Source organism: Lacrimispora sp. (genome assembly GCF_036758025.1).
Lineage (GTDB): Bacteria > Bacillota > Clostridia > Lachnospirales > Lachnospiraceae > Lacrimispora.
This window is the reverse complement of sequence record NZ_DAIOXM010000009.1, coordinates 88,594-102,756: the sequence shown is the minus strand read 5'-3', so window position 1 is coordinate 102,756 and position 14,163 is coordinate 88,594. Positions and strand designations below refer to the sequence as shown.

15 protein-coding genes and 1 tRNA gene are annotated in these 14,163 nt (G+C 46.3%); 12 read left to right on the top strand and 4 right to left on the bottom strand.

What is annotated here, in order from left to right:
• Positions 1-43: 43 nt before the first annotated feature.
• Positions 44-601, top strand: a complete 558-nt coding sequence (gene efp, locus V7M78_RS09870) for an elongation factor P (RefSeq protein ID WP_333648953.1) — start codon at positions 44-46, stop codon at positions 599-601.
• 66 nt (positions 602-667) lie between these two features.
• Here efp and V7M78_RS09865 read toward each other — a convergent pair whose 3' ends face one another.
• From V7M78_RS09865 to V7M78_RS09855, 3 genes are all read right to left on the bottom strand, one after another.
• Complete coding sequence (locus V7M78_RS09865) at positions 668-1,009, bottom strand: hypothetical protein (protein ID WP_333648951.1); 342 nt, start codon at positions 1,007-1,009, stop codon at positions 668-670.
• Between the two features lie 240 nt (positions 1,010-1,249).
• The gene (locus V7M78_RS09860; protein WP_333648949.1) at positions 1,250-2,221 is read right to left on the bottom strand and encodes an alpha/beta hydrolase; all 972 of its coding nucleotides are present in this window, start codon (positions 2,219-2,221) and stop codon (positions 1,250-1,252) included.
• A 141-nt stretch (positions 2,222-2,362) separates the two neighbouring features.
• Positions 2,363-2,444, bottom strand: a tRNA-Leu gene (locus V7M78_RS09855).
• 142 nt (positions 2,445-2,586) lie between these two features.
• Between V7M78_RS09855 and V7M78_RS09850 the strand changes: the two genes are divergently transcribed.
• From V7M78_RS09850 to V7M78_RS09805, 10 genes are all read left to right on the top strand, one after another.
• Entirely contained in the window at positions 2,587-2,934 is a 348-nt protein-coding gene (locus V7M78_RS09850) for an anti-sigma factor family protein (protein WP_333648947.1), read from the top strand.
• Between the two features lie 11 nt (positions 2,935-2,945).
• Entirely contained in the window at positions 2,946-5,471 is a 2,526-nt protein-coding gene (gene polA, locus V7M78_RS09845; RefSeq protein WP_333648945.1) for a DNA polymerase I, read from the top strand.
• The gene (gene coaE / locus V7M78_RS09840) at positions 5,440-6,078 is read left to right on the top strand and encodes a dephospho-CoA kinase (RefSeq protein WP_333648943.1); all 639 of its coding nucleotides are present in this window, start codon (positions 5,440-5,442) and stop codon (positions 6,076-6,078) included. Before polA ends, coaE begins: the two co-directional genes overlap by 32 nt.
• Before the next feature lie 37 nt (positions 6,079-6,115).
• Positions 6,116-6,913: an MBL fold metallo-hydrolase gene (locus V7M78_RS09835; protein WP_333648941.1), complete on the top strand. Its 798-nt coding sequence runs from the start codon at positions 6,116-6,118 to the stop codon at positions 6,911-6,913.
• Between the two features lie 15 nt (positions 6,914-6,928).
• A complete protein-coding gene (locus tag V7M78_RS09830; RefSeq protein ID WP_333648939.1) occupies positions 6,929-7,201 on the top strand; it encodes an ACT domain-containing protein in 273 nt (90 codons plus the stop codon).
• Between the two features lie 36 nt (positions 7,202-7,237).
• Positions 7,238-8,602, top strand: coding sequence for a PFL family protein (locus V7M78_RS09825; protein WP_333648937.1), 1,365 nt, complete (start codon positions 7,238-7,240; stop codon positions 8,600-8,602).
• A gap of 23 nt (positions 8,603-8,625) precedes the next feature.
• Positions 8,626-9,267 carry a histidine phosphatase family protein gene (locus V7M78_RS09820; RefSeq protein WP_333648935.1) on the top strand — a complete coding sequence of 214 codons (642 nt, stop codon included), beginning with the start codon at positions 8,626-8,628 and terminating at the stop codon, positions 9,265-9,267.
• 23 nt (positions 9,268-9,290) lie between these two features.
• Complete coding sequence (locus V7M78_RS09815) at positions 9,291-10,457, top strand: class I SAM-dependent methyltransferase (RefSeq protein WP_333648934.1); 1,167 nt, start codon at positions 9,291-9,293, stop codon at positions 10,455-10,457.
• A gap of 63 nt (positions 10,458-10,520) precedes the next feature.
• On the top strand, positions 10,521-10,865 hold the full coding sequence (locus V7M78_RS09810; protein WP_333648932.1) for a phenylpyruvate tautomerase MIF-related protein: 345 nt from the start codon (positions 10,521-10,523) through the stop codon (positions 10,863-10,865).
• 36 nt (positions 10,866-10,901) lie between these two features.
• A complete protein-coding gene (locus tag V7M78_RS09805) occupies positions 10,902-11,408 on the top strand; it encodes an NUDIX hydrolase (protein WP_333648930.1) in 507 nt (168 codons plus the stop codon).
• On the opposite strand, the gene V7M78_RS09800 is transcribed toward V7M78_RS09805, so the two are convergent.
• The gene (locus V7M78_RS09800; protein WP_333648928.1) at positions 11,403-12,665 is read right to left on the bottom strand and encodes a tRNA(Met) cytidine acetate ligase; all 1,263 of its coding nucleotides are present in this window, start codon (positions 12,663-12,665) and stop codon (positions 11,403-11,405) included. The genes V7M78_RS09805 and V7M78_RS09800 overlap by 6 nt on opposite strands.
• 207 nt (positions 12,666-12,872) lie before the next feature.
• Between V7M78_RS09800 and V7M78_RS09795 the strand changes: the two genes are divergently transcribed.
• Positions 12,873-14,066: an acetate kinase gene (locus V7M78_RS09795; RefSeq protein ID WP_333648926.1), complete on the top strand. Its 1,194-nt coding sequence runs from the start codon at positions 12,873-12,875 to the stop codon at positions 14,064-14,066.
• Positions 14,067-14,163: the final 97 nt, after the last annotated feature.

Sequence of the window (14,163 nt, the reverse complement as noted above, 5' to 3'; positions counted from 1 at the left end):
AATATAAAAGGTTTACAAGAGAATTCAAGGAGGAATATCATTTATGATATCAGCGGGTGATTTTAGAAACGGTATCACGCTGGAAATTGACGGTACCGTATATCAGATTATGGAGTTTCAGCATGTAAAACCTGGAAAAGGTGCTGCATTTGTAAGAACTAAAATTAGGGATGTGGTAAACGGCGGTATTCAGGAGCGTACTTTCCGCCCTACAGAGAAGTTCCCACAGGCAAGAATCGACAGAGTGGACATGCAGTATCTGTATGCTGACGGTGATCTTCACAACTTTATGGATACCAGCAGCTATGAGCAGGTAGCATTGGCAGCAGAGGTAATCGGAGATGCACTGAAGTTTGTAAAGGAAAATGAAACAGTTAAGGTTTGTTCTTACAACGGCAAAGTATATTCCGTAGAGCCTCCTTTGTTTGTAGAACTGGTAATTACAGACACAGAGCCAGGCTTTAAGGGCGACACAGCTCAGGGCGCTACCAAGCCTGCTACTGTTGAAACAGGAGCAGTTGTGTACGTTCCTTTATTTGTTGAGCAGGGAGATAAGATCAAGATCGATACCCGTACAGGCGAATATATGTCCAGAGTTTAATAAAAGAGATTGAAATAAGAAAGCAGCCTCATGGTTTCGATGAACCGCAGGGCTGCTCTCTATATTTTATGCTGTTTCTTCGATCTGTTCCTTTAATTTTCGAAGATCGTTTTCCATTCTGTTAACCCGGATTAATAACATCTCTTTTTCGCTTTCAACTTTCAGAGCTTCATCCAGACGGCGGTTTAATAAGGCATGGCCTTCGGCAATAATTTGGATATTGCGGTTGGTTTCATTTTCCAGTGTAAGCTGCAGAGACCGGACATCCTTTTTTGTATCTTTCATATCAATTTTGAGAGTATGAATATCTTCTTTAGCCTCTTTCATATCGGTTTTTAGAATGTGAATATCATCTTTCATGTCTATCATATTTTCATAAATACTTTTAAGCATTTCCATATCTGTCATAATGCCCCTCCGTTTCAGTGCTTTCCAAAACCTTTATCCATTTATGGATTATATATGACTATACAATATCATATTTTTTCTGGATTCGCAAGAACTATCATTAATTCATCACAGCTGAAATTTTACTGATTCTATTGAAAAAAACACATAGTATCATGTGATTCATACAAGAAACGGGAATGTAACTCTAAGCAGGTATAGATATATTGGGGGTCCGCAATGCTAACTTTTGCATCACCCTTACTCTGTATTCTGTATGCAGTTTTTTCGGTTAATCCATTCCGTCGAGACATCCATTGCGGCACGGCAGGCCGCAGTGGTATCAAGTGCATTAAGCATCACGAAATCGTGTATAATCGCCTGGAAGCGCATTGCTGTAACATCAACTCCCGCGGCTCTGAGCTTTCTGGCATAGGCTTCTCCTTCATCTCTGAGTACATCAGCTTCGCCGGTTAAGATCATTGTGTCAGGCAGGCCGCAGAGTTGTTCCGGTGTCGCACACAGCGGCGATGCTGTAATTTCACAGCGCTGCCTGTCAGACGAGGTATATTGATCCCAGAACCACATCATTCCTGCCCGGTAAAGATAGTAATCACAGGCAAATTCCCAGTATGAACCAGTATTAAAAGCTGCATCTGTAACGGGGTAGTAAAGGAGCTGCTTATGTATTTTGGGGCCGTTCCTGTATTTGGAGAGAATCGTCATAACGGTCGCCATATTTCCGCCCACACTATCGCCGGACACGGTCAGAGTATTCAGATTAAGCTGCCAGTTCATGTACTCCGCAATAGCGGGAATGTTCTGAAGGATAAAGTAACACTGTTCGATGGCAGTGGGGTATTTCGCCTCGGGAGAAAGGCTGTACTCCGGAAACAAAACCACTGAATTCGTACGTGCCGCCAATTCCCGGACCAGCTTGTCATGTGTATGTAGATTACCGAAAACCCAGCCTGCGCCGTGTATGAAATAAATAACGTTTGGTATTCCCACAAGATTTTTCGGCCGGATATAGTTCAGGGCTACCTTACCATATTTTCCTGTATCCACCTGCACGGTGCAGATGAATGCCGGATATTTAAATACGGGAGTATCTTGTGCCTGATTCAGCCTTTCACGCCCCTGTTCCGGGGGTAATTGAAAAATCAGGGGAGGCAGGGAACTTTCATTGCTGACCTGTTCGGCGGCCTTTTCCAGTTGCACACAACGTCTCATGTAGAACCCTCCTTAAATTGCTGCATTTTATGCTGTTAGCATAGTATGTAAAGACAGGGCTATATGTTCAGTATTGTATTCTTTAATGGGAAATATAAAAAAGACATATCTTTCCTTTAAAGAAAGATATGTCTTTTCTGATGCCGATGGCCGGACTCGAACCGGCACGGAGGTTATCCGCTTGATTTTGAGTCAAGTGCGTCTGCCATTCCGCCACATCGGCTTAACTCGGATTTCTTACAACGTTCATTATTCTATCATAGGATTTTCCATTTTGCAAGCGTTTTTTTGTGATTATTAAATTGAAAATAGGCAGAATATATTGTATGATAGGAAAAGATAGGAATGAAGGGAGAGTCTGGACTATGACATGTAAGGAAGCGGAACGCCTGGTCATGCCATACATCAGGGATGAGCTGACAGATGAAGAACTCAGGGAGTTTCTGGAACACTTGGAAACCTGTCCGGACTGCCGAGAGGAGCTGGAAATTTATTTCACAGTGGAGGCCGGCATCAGACAGTTGGAGTCTGAAACAGGAAATTACAATATAAAAGGAGCATTGGAGGCTGCATTGGAGCATTCAAGCCAGCGTCTTCAAGCCATAAGACTGATAAAAATTGCCAAGTATGCGGTATCCACTTTAAGCATAATGGCATTAATTATTACTGTCCTTCTGCAGTGCCGGATATGGCTGCAGTTGGGCTTACTATGATAGGAGAACGTATGAGCAGAAAAAATGTAATATTAATAGACGGAAGCAGCTTACTGGAAAGAGCCTTTTACGATCTTCCTGCCAATGGCGCCGCAGGCGTCCGAAGTTTGGTTTTACAGGTGATGGAAGGGGAAGGAGCGGAACATTTGGCTGCAGCCTTTCATTCCCGAAAGGAAAAAACAGCAGTGCCGGGAGAACTTTTAAAGCAGGAGGAACTTCTAAAGGAGTTTCTGGCTGATATGGGAATTCCCATTTTTGAAAAGGAAGGATATGGTTCTTCTGATATCATAGCATCTCTTTTAAAGAGCTGTCAGGAGGATGGAGAGGTTGTGATCCTGTCAGGAGACAGGAAGCTGCTTCAGGCCGCAGGGGAACATGTGATAATCAGGATTCCCGCACCTCAGGAAGAAGGGCTGGAATTTATGTCCTGGTCTCCGGAGGCCATTATGGCGGAATACGGTGTGGAGCCTGAAAATTTAAAGGTCGTTCTGGCTCTTTCCGGAGAGTGGGGAATCGGTGACAAAACTGCCGGGAGATTGACAAAACAGTATCAAAGTCTGGACAATCTCTATGCCCATCTTGAGGAAGTGGAATCCCAGAGAATCAGGGAAATCCTTTCTGACCGGCAGGGGCAAATAAGACAGAAGGAAAAAGACACTGATTTGCGTGACGACGCTCAGGTAAGCCTGAATTATGAAGCAGCTCTTACAGAACACTTTTTTACCAGTGTATCTGATACGGAGGGAAATCCCTTTGAAGAAGAGGGTATGAGTGAGGAAGCTCCTTTAGAATCCCGTTTCCAGGTGATTACAGACCTTTCAGAGGCTGAAACCCTGTTTTCCAAATGCGGTACAGACCGCCGCCTTGGGCTTCAACTGGTGGTGGAGGAAAGGGCTGTACAGGCCCTGTCCCTGTGCTTAAGTGAAACAGAGTGCTTCTGCCTGATTCCCCAGGGCTTTTTAACGCCCGGATATCTGGCGGAAAAGGCTGGGGAAATCTGCCAAAAAGCAGAACGTGTGACCGTTTTTCAATTGAAAAATCAACTTCCCTGCTTACATGTCACCCGGGAAAATCCTGTGTTTGACGCTGGAATCGCAGGATATCTCCTGAATCCTTCCAGGGATTCTTATGAATATCACGATCTGGCGGCGGATTATCTGGATTTGTCCCTGCCTTCCAAAACAGACCTTCTTGGAAAGAAGAGCTTTAAAAAGGAATTTGAGGAAAATCGGGAAAATGCCGTTACCTGTGCCTGCTATATGGCATACGTTGCCTTCCGCTGCGGAGACCGGCTTTTAGAAGAGCTGGAAAGCGCAGGAATGGGGCCTTTATTTTATGAAATTGACATGCCTCTGGTTTACAGCCTGTTTCATATGGAAGAAGCGGGAATCCAGGTGGAGCGGGAACGGTTAAAGGAATACGGAGACCGTTTAAAGGTACGGATTAAGGAACTGGAAGAAAAAATACACCAGGAAACAGGAGAAAACTTTAATATCAACTCTCCCAAACAGCTTGGTGAGGTGCTTTTTGATCATATGAAGCTTACCGGAGGCAAGAAAACAAAAACCGGTTATTCCACTGCCGCCGATGTGCTGGAGAAGCTGGCTCCTGATTATCCGGTGGTCAGGCTGATTCTGGACTACAGGCAGCTTACAAAGCTGAATTCCACCTATGCTGACGGCCTGGCTGCCTATATCGGTCCTGATGAGAGGATTCACGGTACCTTTAACCAGACCATAGCAGCCACCGGAAGGATCAGCAGTACAGAGCCTAACCTTCAGAACATTCCTGTGCGGATGGAACTGGGAAGGGAGATCCGGAAGGTATTTGTTCCAAAAGAGGGTTGTGTATTCGTGGATGCGGATTATTCCCAGATTGAGCTGAGGGTACTTGCCCATATGTCAGGGGATCAGAGGCTTATTAATGCATATAAAAAGGCAGAGGATATTCATGCCATTACAGCCTCAGAGGTATTTCACGTGCCTCTCGACCAGGTGACTTCTCTCCAGAGAAGGAATGCAAAGGCGGTAAACTTCGGTATTGTCTATGGAATCAGCTCCTTTGGCCTAAGTGAAGGCTTGAGCATTACCAGAAAAGAAGCAGGAGAGTATATTGATAGGTATTTTGAAACTTACCCGGGAGTGAAAGCATTTTTAGACGGGCTGGTAAATAAGGCAAAGGAACAGGGCTATGCAGTCAGCATGTTTGGCAGACGCCGTCCGGTTCCGGAACTGAAATCTACAAACTTTATGCAGCGTTCCTTTGGAGAGCGGGTGGCGATGAATTCTCCTATTCAGGGAACTGCGGCTGATATCATAAAGATTGCCATGATCCGGGTGGATCAGGCGTTAAAGGACCAGGGGCTTAAATCCCGTATCGTCCTTCAGGTTCACGATGAACTTCTGGTGGAAGCCTATAAAGAAGAGTTACCCCAGGTTCAGAAGCTTCTGGTGGAAGAAATGAAGAATGCGGCTGAGCTGGAAGTATCCCTGGAGGTAGAGGCCAATGTGGGAGATTCCTGGTTTGACGCCAAGTAAGGGGCTGGATATAGTGAGAGTGATTGGATTGACCGGAGGTGTGGGAGCCGGAAAAAGTCTGGTTCTTGGGATTCTTTCCAGGGAGTTCGGGGCGGAAACCATTGAGACCGATGAAGTCGCCCGCAGGCTGATGGAACCGGGAGAAAAGGGCTATACAGCGGTGGTTGATGCTTTGGGAAACAGCTTTTTAAAGCCGGACGGAAGCATTGACCGCCAGCTTTTGGCTGCCCGCATTTTTACAGATGAAAAAGACAGGAAAACTGTGGACTCCATGATTCATCCCATGGTATGGAAAACAGTGAAAGATAAAATTTATGCTTCCCAAGCGGAACTTATTGTGATAGAATTTGCAATTATGGACAAAGAAGCCAAAGACTGCTGCGATGAGATCTGGTATGTCCGTGCATCGGAAGAAAACCGGGTCCGTCGTCTGGCAGAAAACAGAGGGTATACGAAGGAACGCTCAGAAAGCATGATGGCAAGCCAGGCTTCTGAGAAAGTGTTCTTATCCCTCTGTGACAGGGTGATTGAAAATGACGGCTCCATAGAAGGGGTGAGGGGCCAATTGGAGAAGCTTCTTGGAAAAAGGGAAGATGTGTTGGGATGAGAAAACCCAGCGGGCTGGAAACAGAAAAGAGGAGAATATGAGACTGGTAAGTATTGCAAGCGGAAGCAGCGGAAACTGCATTTATGTGGGTTCTGATACTACCCACATCCTGGTGGATGCCGGGATCAGCAACAAACGGATCGAACAGGGATTAAATGAAATCGGAGTGAAGGGAAGCGAGCTGACCGGAATTGTGATCACCCATGAACACTCGGACCATACAAAAGGGCTGGGGGTACTGGCAAGGAAATACGGCGTTCCCATATACGGAACAAGGGAGACTTTAGAAGAAATCTCAAAGCAGAAATATCTTGGAGAATATCCAAAGGAATTGTTCTGCTCCATCTGTCCTGATGTGGGATTCTTTTTAGGAGACTTGGAAGTAAAGCCGTTTTCCATTGACCACGATGCGGCAAATCCAGTGGCTTACCGGATACAGCACGACCACAAGTCCGTTGCAGTTGCCACGGATATGGGGCATTTTGACCAGTATATCATTGACCACCTTCAAGGTCTTGATGCAGTGCTTTTAGAGTCTAACCACGATGTAAACATGCTGCAGGCAGGCCCATACCCCTATTACTTAAAGCGCCGTATCCTGGGAGATCACGGGCACCTTTCCAATGAGAATGCTGGCAGGCTGTTGTGCTGTATTCTCCATGAGAACTTAAAGAAAATCCTGCTTGGACATTTAAGCAAGGAAAATAACTATGAAGAGCTGGCTTACGAAACTGTAAAGCTGGAAATCACCGAGGGAGACCATCCCTTTAAGGCATCAGATTTTTCCATAGCCGTTGCAAAAAGGGATCAGATGTCAGAAATTATCACTGTATAAAAGAGGAGAAATACAATGAACAGAACGATTATAACCGTAGTTGGAAAAGACACCGTGGGAATCATTGCAAAGATCTGTACTCATCTGGCAGACAGCCAGGTGAATATCCTGGACATTTCCCAGACAATTGTACAGGGATTTTTTAATATGATGATGATTGTAGACATGAATGATGCAGCAAGGCCTTTCGGGGAGATCGCCGATGAGCTGGAGCGGCTGGGAGATGAAATTGGTGTTAAGGTAAAATGCCAGCGTGAGGAAATCTTCACCAGCATGCACCGCATCTAATAACAGCCAGGCTTAAGAAAAGGAAGGGTTTCCCATATGCTGAACATATTTGAAGTAAATGAGACAAATAAAATGATTGAGCAGGAGAGGCTTGATGTGCGTACCATTACCATGGGCATCAGCCTTTTAGACTGCTGTGACAGCGATTTAAATGCGGTCAATGAAAAGATTTATCGTAAAATCACCACAGTTGCCAAAAATCTGGTGGCAGTCGGAAAGGAAATTGAACGGGATTTTGGAATTCCCATTGTAAATAAGAGAATTTCCGTCACCCCCATTGCCATGGTGGGAGGCGCAGCCTGCAAAACTCCTGAGGACTTTGTGACCATTGCTGCCACCCTTGACAAGGCGGCAAAAGAAGTTGGAGTAAACTTTATCGGCGGATACTCAGCTTTGGTGAGCAAGGGAATGACCGCTGCGGATAAGAATTTAATCTGTTCCATCCCCCAGGCCCTTTCCTGCACAGAGCGTGTGTGCAGCTCTGTCAACGTAGGTTCCACCAAGACAGGAATCAACATGGATGCAGTGGCCCTTATGGGAGAAATCGTTTTAAAGACAGCAGAGGCCACCAGGGAACGGGATTCCCTTGGCTGCGCAAAGCTGGTGGTTTTCTGCAATGCGCCTGACGACAATCCCTTTATGGCAGGTGCTTTCCATGGTGTCACAGAGGCAGATGCCATCATCAACGTAGGTGTCAGCGGTCCCGGAGTGGTAAAGACCGCCATTGAAGCAGCCCGCGGAAAAGACTTTGGCGTGCTCTGTGAAACCATAAAGAGAACTGCGTTTAAAATCACCCGTGTGGGACAGCTTGTAGCACAGGAAGCGTCAAAACGGTTGAATGTTCCCTTTGGAATCATTGACTTATCCCTTGCCCCCACTCCTGCCGTAGGAGACAGTGTGGCGGAAATTCTGGAAGAAATCGGCCTGGAACGGGTGGGAGCACCGGGAACCACCGCTGCCCTTGCCTTGTTAAATGATCAGGTGAAAAAGGGCGGGGTCATGGCCTCTTCCTATGTAGGCGGCTTAAGCGGCGCTTTTATTCCGGTCAGCGAGGACCAGGGAATGATCGATGCCGTCATTGCAGGGGCTCTCAATTTAGAAAAGCTGGAAGCAATGACATGTGTCTGCTCCGTAGGACTTGATATGATCGCTGTTCCGGGAGATACCACGGCTTCCACCATTGCAGGAATTATTGCCGATGAATCTGCTATCGGTATGATAAACCAGAAGACAACCGCTGTCCGCATCATCCCTGTTATTGGAAAGTCAGTGGGAGAGACGGTAGAATTCGGAGGCCTTTTAGGCTATGCTCCTGTTATGCCGGTCAACCAGTTTTCCTGCGAAAAGTTTGTGTCCAGAGGCGGACGGATTCCGGCTCCTATTCACAGCTTTAAGAATTAAGGGATACAGGGAGAATACAGAGGATGAATATTTATCTGATCCGTCACGGACGGCAGTGCAGCAAGCTTTGCTGCGTAAATGTATCCCTGTCTGAGGAAGGACGGCGCCAGAGTGTTCTGGTTGGAAAGCGGCTGGAGGACAGGAACATTGATGCAGTCTATTCCAGTTCTCTCATCCGGGCGGTGGAAACTGCTAAGGAGGCAAACCGTTTCTGGAATGCACCTCATATCATAAGGCCGGAGCTTAAAGAGATTTCCTTTGGGGAAATGGAAGGGCTGTCAGACGATGAGATTGCCCTTAAGTTTGCTGATTTTAAAAAGGAGCAGGAAAAGCTGGAGACGGATCTTCCTTATCCGGGAGGCGAGTGCGCAGGAGATGTGATCCGGCGGGCTATGCCTGTGTTTGAGGAGATTGCAGAAAGCGGCTATGAAAACGTAGCTGTGGTGACTCATGGAGGACTGATCCGTGCCATGGTCACGGCATTTCTTCATATGGAGCCGAAACATTACCGCATACTGGGAAATTCCCTTGAAAATTCCAGCATTACCCAGGTGCAATGGAAGAAGGAGCCGAGGCGTTTCTTTGTGGAACGGTTTAATGATTACTCCCATCTGGAGCCTTATCCGGAGCTTTTGCGGGCCAGCTGGATTGATGTGGAAAATTAAAAAGAAAGGAATTGTCTGATTCAATGGAACAAAAGGAAAGAGAACAGTTAATTCAGATAGGAGAGGAATTCCTGGATGAAAACCTTCTTCGTATTGTAATCAGCAATCCCATCGACAAGCAGGGCGTATCCAAGGTAAAGGTGCGCCCGCTTTTGCTGCGGGGAGAGCTGGTTTTCCAGGCTGAGGAACTGGTGGGAAACCAGGCATTTCACAAGAATTTCAAGTCCTCAGAGTGTGCCGCTTACATGGCGGATTTACTTGACGGGAAGCTGCGTCAGATGGAGCTGGAGTCAGGGAAAGGGCAGGTGAGGGCACTCATAAGCAAAAAAGGAGCCTTAAGCATGAAAGTAAAGCGGCAGCAGCCTAAGATTTCAGCAGCCCCTCTGGTCAGTGACCACAACAGGCAGAAGCAGTATATATTAGAAGAAGGAAGACCGGTACCTTTTCTGGTGGATCTTGGAGTTATGACGCAGGAGGGGAAAATTGTAAAGTCACGGTATGATAAATTCCGCCAGATCAACCGCTTTCTGGAATTTATCGAGGACATCCTTCCCAAGCTTCATAAGAACAGGGAAAATGTGATTATTGATTTTGGATGCGGAAAGTCTTATCTCACCTTTGCCATGTATTATTATCTTCATGAGCTGAAGGGCTACACCATCCGTATTATCGGCCTGGATTTAAAGCAGACGGTCATTGACCGGTGCAATTATTTAAGCCGGGAATATGGGTATGACAAACTGAATTTTTATCACGGTGACATTGCTTCCTATGAAGGAGTGGATCAGGTGGATATGGTTGTGACCCTTCACGCCTGTGACACTGCTACGGATTATGCTTTGGCAAAAGCAATGAAATGGGATGCTTCCGTCATCTTATCCGTTCCCTGCTGTCAGCATGAACTGAATAAGCAGATAGAAAACCAGCTTCTGGCCCCGGTTTTACAATACGGGATTATTAAGGAGCGGATGGCAGCTCTTTATACCGATGCTTTGAGAGCCGAAATTCTGGAAAATCAGGGCTACCGTACTCAGATTCTGGAGTTCATCGATATGGAACATACGCCTAAGAACCTTCTGATCCGGGCGGTAAAGCAGGGCGGGAAAAAGGACAACCGCAGGGAGATTGAGGAGATTTTGAAATTTCTTCATACGGAGCAGACCCTTGCAGGACTTTTACCAGAGGAATAACAGGGATAGTATTTTTCTGCCTTCTATGGTATGATAGAAAGAAATTCTAAGGAGGAAATTGCCATGCCCTATATCAATTCAAAAGTAAATGTGGCCTTGTCAGAGGAAGAAAAAGAAATATTGAAGACTAAGCTTGGGGATGCCATCAGCCTGATTCCTGGAAAGACAGAAAGCTGGCTGATGCTTGGCTTTGAGGATGAGTGTTCTCTTTATTTTAAAGGAAAGAATAACACGAAAATAGCGTTTATTGAAGTGAAAATATTCGGACGTGCCTCAAAACGGGACTATGACCTTCTGACCGCTGAGATCAGCAGAATATATAAGGAAGTTCTTGGCATTGCCCAGGATAAGATTTATATAAAGTACGAGGAAGCCGAGCATTGGGGCTGGAACGGAACCAACTTTTAACCATAGTAATAATATTTATGGCAGGAGGTATGGCTTATGGAGCTTTGGGATCTTTACGATGAAAACAAGGAGAGCATGGAGCGGACTCATGTAAGAGGAGTTCCCCTTGGGGAAGGGGAGTACCACTTGATTTCCGATGTCTGGCTGATTAATGATAAGCAGGAGATTCTTCTGACCAAAAGGCATCCGGACAAGGCCCATGGATTGATGTGGGAGTGCACCGGAGGCTCTGTTCAGGCAGGAGAGACCAGTCTGGAAGGAGCTGTAAGAGAGCTTGAGGAAGAGACTGGAATCAGGGTGGAAAAGGAAGATCTGATTCTGATTCATTCCATCCGCCAGGAGGAGCGGTTTATCGATACTTATATCACCAGGCAGAAGGTGGGAATGGAAGATGTGGTGATTCAGGAAGAGGAAGTGGTGGATGCCAAGTTCGTCACCTTTGACCAGCTTCTTGCGATGTGGGAACAGGGAATTGTGGTTCCCAAATCCCGCTTCCCTTTATACAAAAAAAGGATACAGGAATTTTTAAACCCCTCGTCATAGGATGATGAGGGGCTGGGTAAATTCATTGTTCTGTTTTATATGGTACTTGTCCTGAACAAGGGTCTGATAGATATGGGAGCAGTAAAAATCATGCTGAAGCATAGACAAGGCTTCTCCTTTTAAGATCATTCCTGCGTCGGCTGTTTTTGTAATGAGAGGGATTCTCCCTCTCATTTTTATTTCTCCCATAAGTCCAGAGGAAGCCTTTTTAAAGCCCAGGACCCTGGCATAAGGGGCATATCCGGCCTTCCGGCCTGTCCGGACCTTGTCCGAGGTGCCCCCCAGTATGATGTGAAGGAGGGCTCTGCTGATTCGGGTATAGGTGTATTGCCTGGTTTTTAAGCTGCTGATCTTTTCCTCAAAAGGGAGGTAATCAGGAAGCTGTCCCTGGATTCTGGCTGCCAGTTCTTCGGAAACATCGGCGTAATTTTTATATGGGATTCCTTCCTGGGCCAGACGCAATAAGGACGTATTTAACAGCACGCTTAAATCCTGGGGAAACATGGGGAAGCCCTGTTTCATCATCTCTTTTACGGGTTCAGGAACCTGGGCCAGGATCGGGTTTTCGGCTGTTAAGAGCCCGGAACTCTCTTTCAGGGCCTTCCGGATGCCGGTAGCTGAGCCGTAGATGCCTTCCGTAAGGCCGGTATCGTGGTAGCCCATGCCTTTCCGGGATATGGTGACAGGGGTCATGGAGCTTTTCTGACGGTGCAGGGCCTTGCAGTATTCAATTCCCAGGATGTTGTTGGGAGAGGCCAGAATATGGGCATCCTCCGCCTGTAACACTCCGCTGGCAATGAGCCCGTGGTTTCTCGCTTCCGGGAAGGTAGCGCCGCTTTTTAGGGCCTTTTTTAAGTGTTCTGTATAAGAGGCAGGTTCTGTGGCTAAAATAGAAGCAATTCCGGAAAGTTTTTCCACATCACCGCATTCGCTTCCGAAGCAAAGGGAATTGGTTACTCCCAGGCCGTCTAGGAGGGCCACTCCGCAGGCGGCAAAGTCTTCCGCACTGCTGGAAGCGAAGAGAGAGGGAATTTCCAGCACCAGATCGGCTCCGCAGCATAAGGCCATGGCTGCCCTGGTGTGCTTGTCATAAATGGCCGGGGCTCCCCTTTGGACAAAGTCGCCGCTCATGGCTACAATGCAGTAATCAGCCTTGGTCAGTTCCTTTGCTTTTTTGATATGATAGGCATGTCCGTTGTGAAATGGATTGTATTCTGCTATGATTCCAACGGCACAAGATTGTTTATTTTTTGACATAAAAGGCGCCTTTCGTCTTTTTAAATTCTATTATGCTATTGTTTTGCAAAAAATGCAAATTATTTCAACAACAAGACTTGAAAATTTTAAGAAATACCCCTAGAATAGGATGAACATCATTTTGCCCTTACTATGCGCATTGACACAGGTGAGGCAGCAGGGAAATAGTATGGAGAATGGTATAAAAATTTAAGGAGGATATATTTTATGAAAATTTTAGTCATCAACTGCGGCAGCTCTTCTTTGAAGTATCAGATCATTGATATGGAGAATGAGGGAGTACTGGCAAAAGGTATCTGTGAGAGAATCGGAATCAACGGCTCCAAGCTGACCCATGAGGCAGAAGGTAAGGACAAGCTGGTAGTGGAGAAGGAGATGCCTGACCACAAGGTTGCCATTAAGATGGTCATGGATGCGCTTGTTGACGCTGAATACGGCGTAATCAAGGACGTAAGCGAGATCACAGCCGTAGGACACCGTGTTCTTCATGCCGGTACCGTTTACAGCGATTCCATCGTAGTGACTGAGGACGTGAAAAACGTAGTTCGTGACTGCTTCGATTTAGGACCTCTTCACAATCCTGCAAACTTAATGGGAATTGAAGCCTGCGAAGACGCAATTCCAGGTGTGCCTAATGTTGCCGTATTTGATACTGCTTTTGGTATGAAGATGCCTGAAAAAGCTGCAATGTATGCAATTCCTCAGGAATACTATGAGAAGTACAGCATCCGCCGTTACGGCTTCCATGGTACAAGCCACAGCTATGTATCCCAGGAAGCTCTGAAGTTCTGCGAGCTTGATCCTGAAAACGGCAAAGTTATTGTATGCCATTTAGGAAACGGCGCCAGCATTACTGCTTCCATCGGAGGCAAGTGCGTGGACACCAGCATGGGCTTCACTCCTTTAGAGGGACTTATTATGGGCACCAGAAGCGGTGACATTGATCCTGCTGTTGTTCAGTTCATCTGCAACAAAGAGGGCAAGAGCGTTAATGAGGTAATCGATATCCTCAATAAGAAGTCCGGTATTCTGGGTATGTCCGGCGGCATTTCCAGCGATTTCCGCGATGTGCAGAAGGCTCAGGCAGAAGGAAACCACTTAGCAGATGTTGCAATCGAAGCATTCATCTACCGTGTGGCAAAGTACATCGGTGCTTATACAGCAGCTATGAACGGCGTAGATGCAATCGTATTTACAGCAGGCGTAGGCGAAAATGATAAGCCGATCAGAGGAGCAGTTTGCGAATACTTAGGCTACCTTGGCGTTGATATTGACGGTGAAACCAATAAGTTAAGAGGAAAGCGCGTTATGATTTCCACACCGGAATCCAAGGTAAAAGTATGCGTGATTCCTACCAACGAAGAGCTTTCCATTGCAAGACAGACAAAAGCTTTAATATAATTGCAGACAATGTGACATACTGTATTTAACTGTGAATAAATATGGAAATATTTGTTGACAAATAGTGCGCCCCTATGTATAATAGCATAGGTGCGTA

Bases quoted from the DNA above. Each gene is read 5' to 3' on its own strand.
- efp (WP_333648953.1), top strand. From the start codon at position 44: ATGATATCAGCGGGTGATTTTAGAAACGGTATCACGCTGGAAATTGAC.
- V7M78_RS09865 (WP_333648951.1), bottom strand. From the start codon at position 1,009: ATGACAGATATGGAAATGCTTAAAAGTATTTATGAAAATATGATAGAC.
- V7M78_RS09860 (WP_333648949.1), bottom strand. From the start codon at position 2,221: ATGAGACGTTGTGTGCAACTGGAAAAGGCCGCCGAACAGGTCAGCAAT.
- V7M78_RS09850 (WP_333648947.1), top strand. From the start codon at position 2,587: ATGACATGTAAGGAAGCGGAACGCCTGGTCATGCCATACATCAGGGAT.
- polA (WP_333648945.1), top strand. From the start codon at position 2,946: ATGAGCAGAAAAAATGTAATATTAATAGACGGAAGCAGCTTACTGGAA.
- coaE (WP_333648943.1), top strand. From the start codon at position 5,440: ATGTGGGAGATTCCTGGTTTGACGCCAAGTAAGGGGCTGGATATAGTG.
- V7M78_RS09835 (WP_333648941.1), top strand. From the start codon at position 6,116: ATGAGACTGGTAAGTATTGCAAGCGGAAGCAGCGGAAACTGCATTTAT.
- V7M78_RS09830 (WP_333648939.1), top strand. From the start codon at position 6,929: ATGAACAGAACGATTATAACCGTAGTTGGAAAAGACACCGTGGGAATC.
- V7M78_RS09825 (WP_333648937.1), top strand. From the start codon at position 7,238: ATGCTGAACATATTTGAAGTAAATGAGACAAATAAAATGATTGAGCAG.
- V7M78_RS09820 (WP_333648935.1), top strand. From the start codon at position 8,626: ATGAATATTTATCTGATCCGTCACGGACGGCAGTGCAGCAAGCTTTGC.
- V7M78_RS09815 (WP_333648934.1), top strand. From the start codon at position 9,291: ATGGAACAAAAGGAAAGAGAACAGTTAATTCAGATAGGAGAGGAATTC.
- V7M78_RS09810 (WP_333648932.1), top strand. From the start codon at position 10,521: ATGCCCTATATCAATTCAAAAGTAAATGTGGCCTTGTCAGAGGAAGAA.
- V7M78_RS09805 (WP_333648930.1), top strand. From the start codon at position 10,902: ATGGAGCTTTGGGATCTTTACGATGAAAACAAGGAGAGCATGGAGCGG.
- V7M78_RS09800 (WP_333648928.1), bottom strand. From the start codon at position 12,665: ATGTCAAAAAATAAACAATCTTGTGCCGTTGGAATCATAGCAGAATAC.
- V7M78_RS09795 (WP_333648926.1), top strand. From the start codon at position 12,873: ATGAAAATTTTAGTCATCAACTGCGGCAGCTCTTCTTTGAAGTATCAG.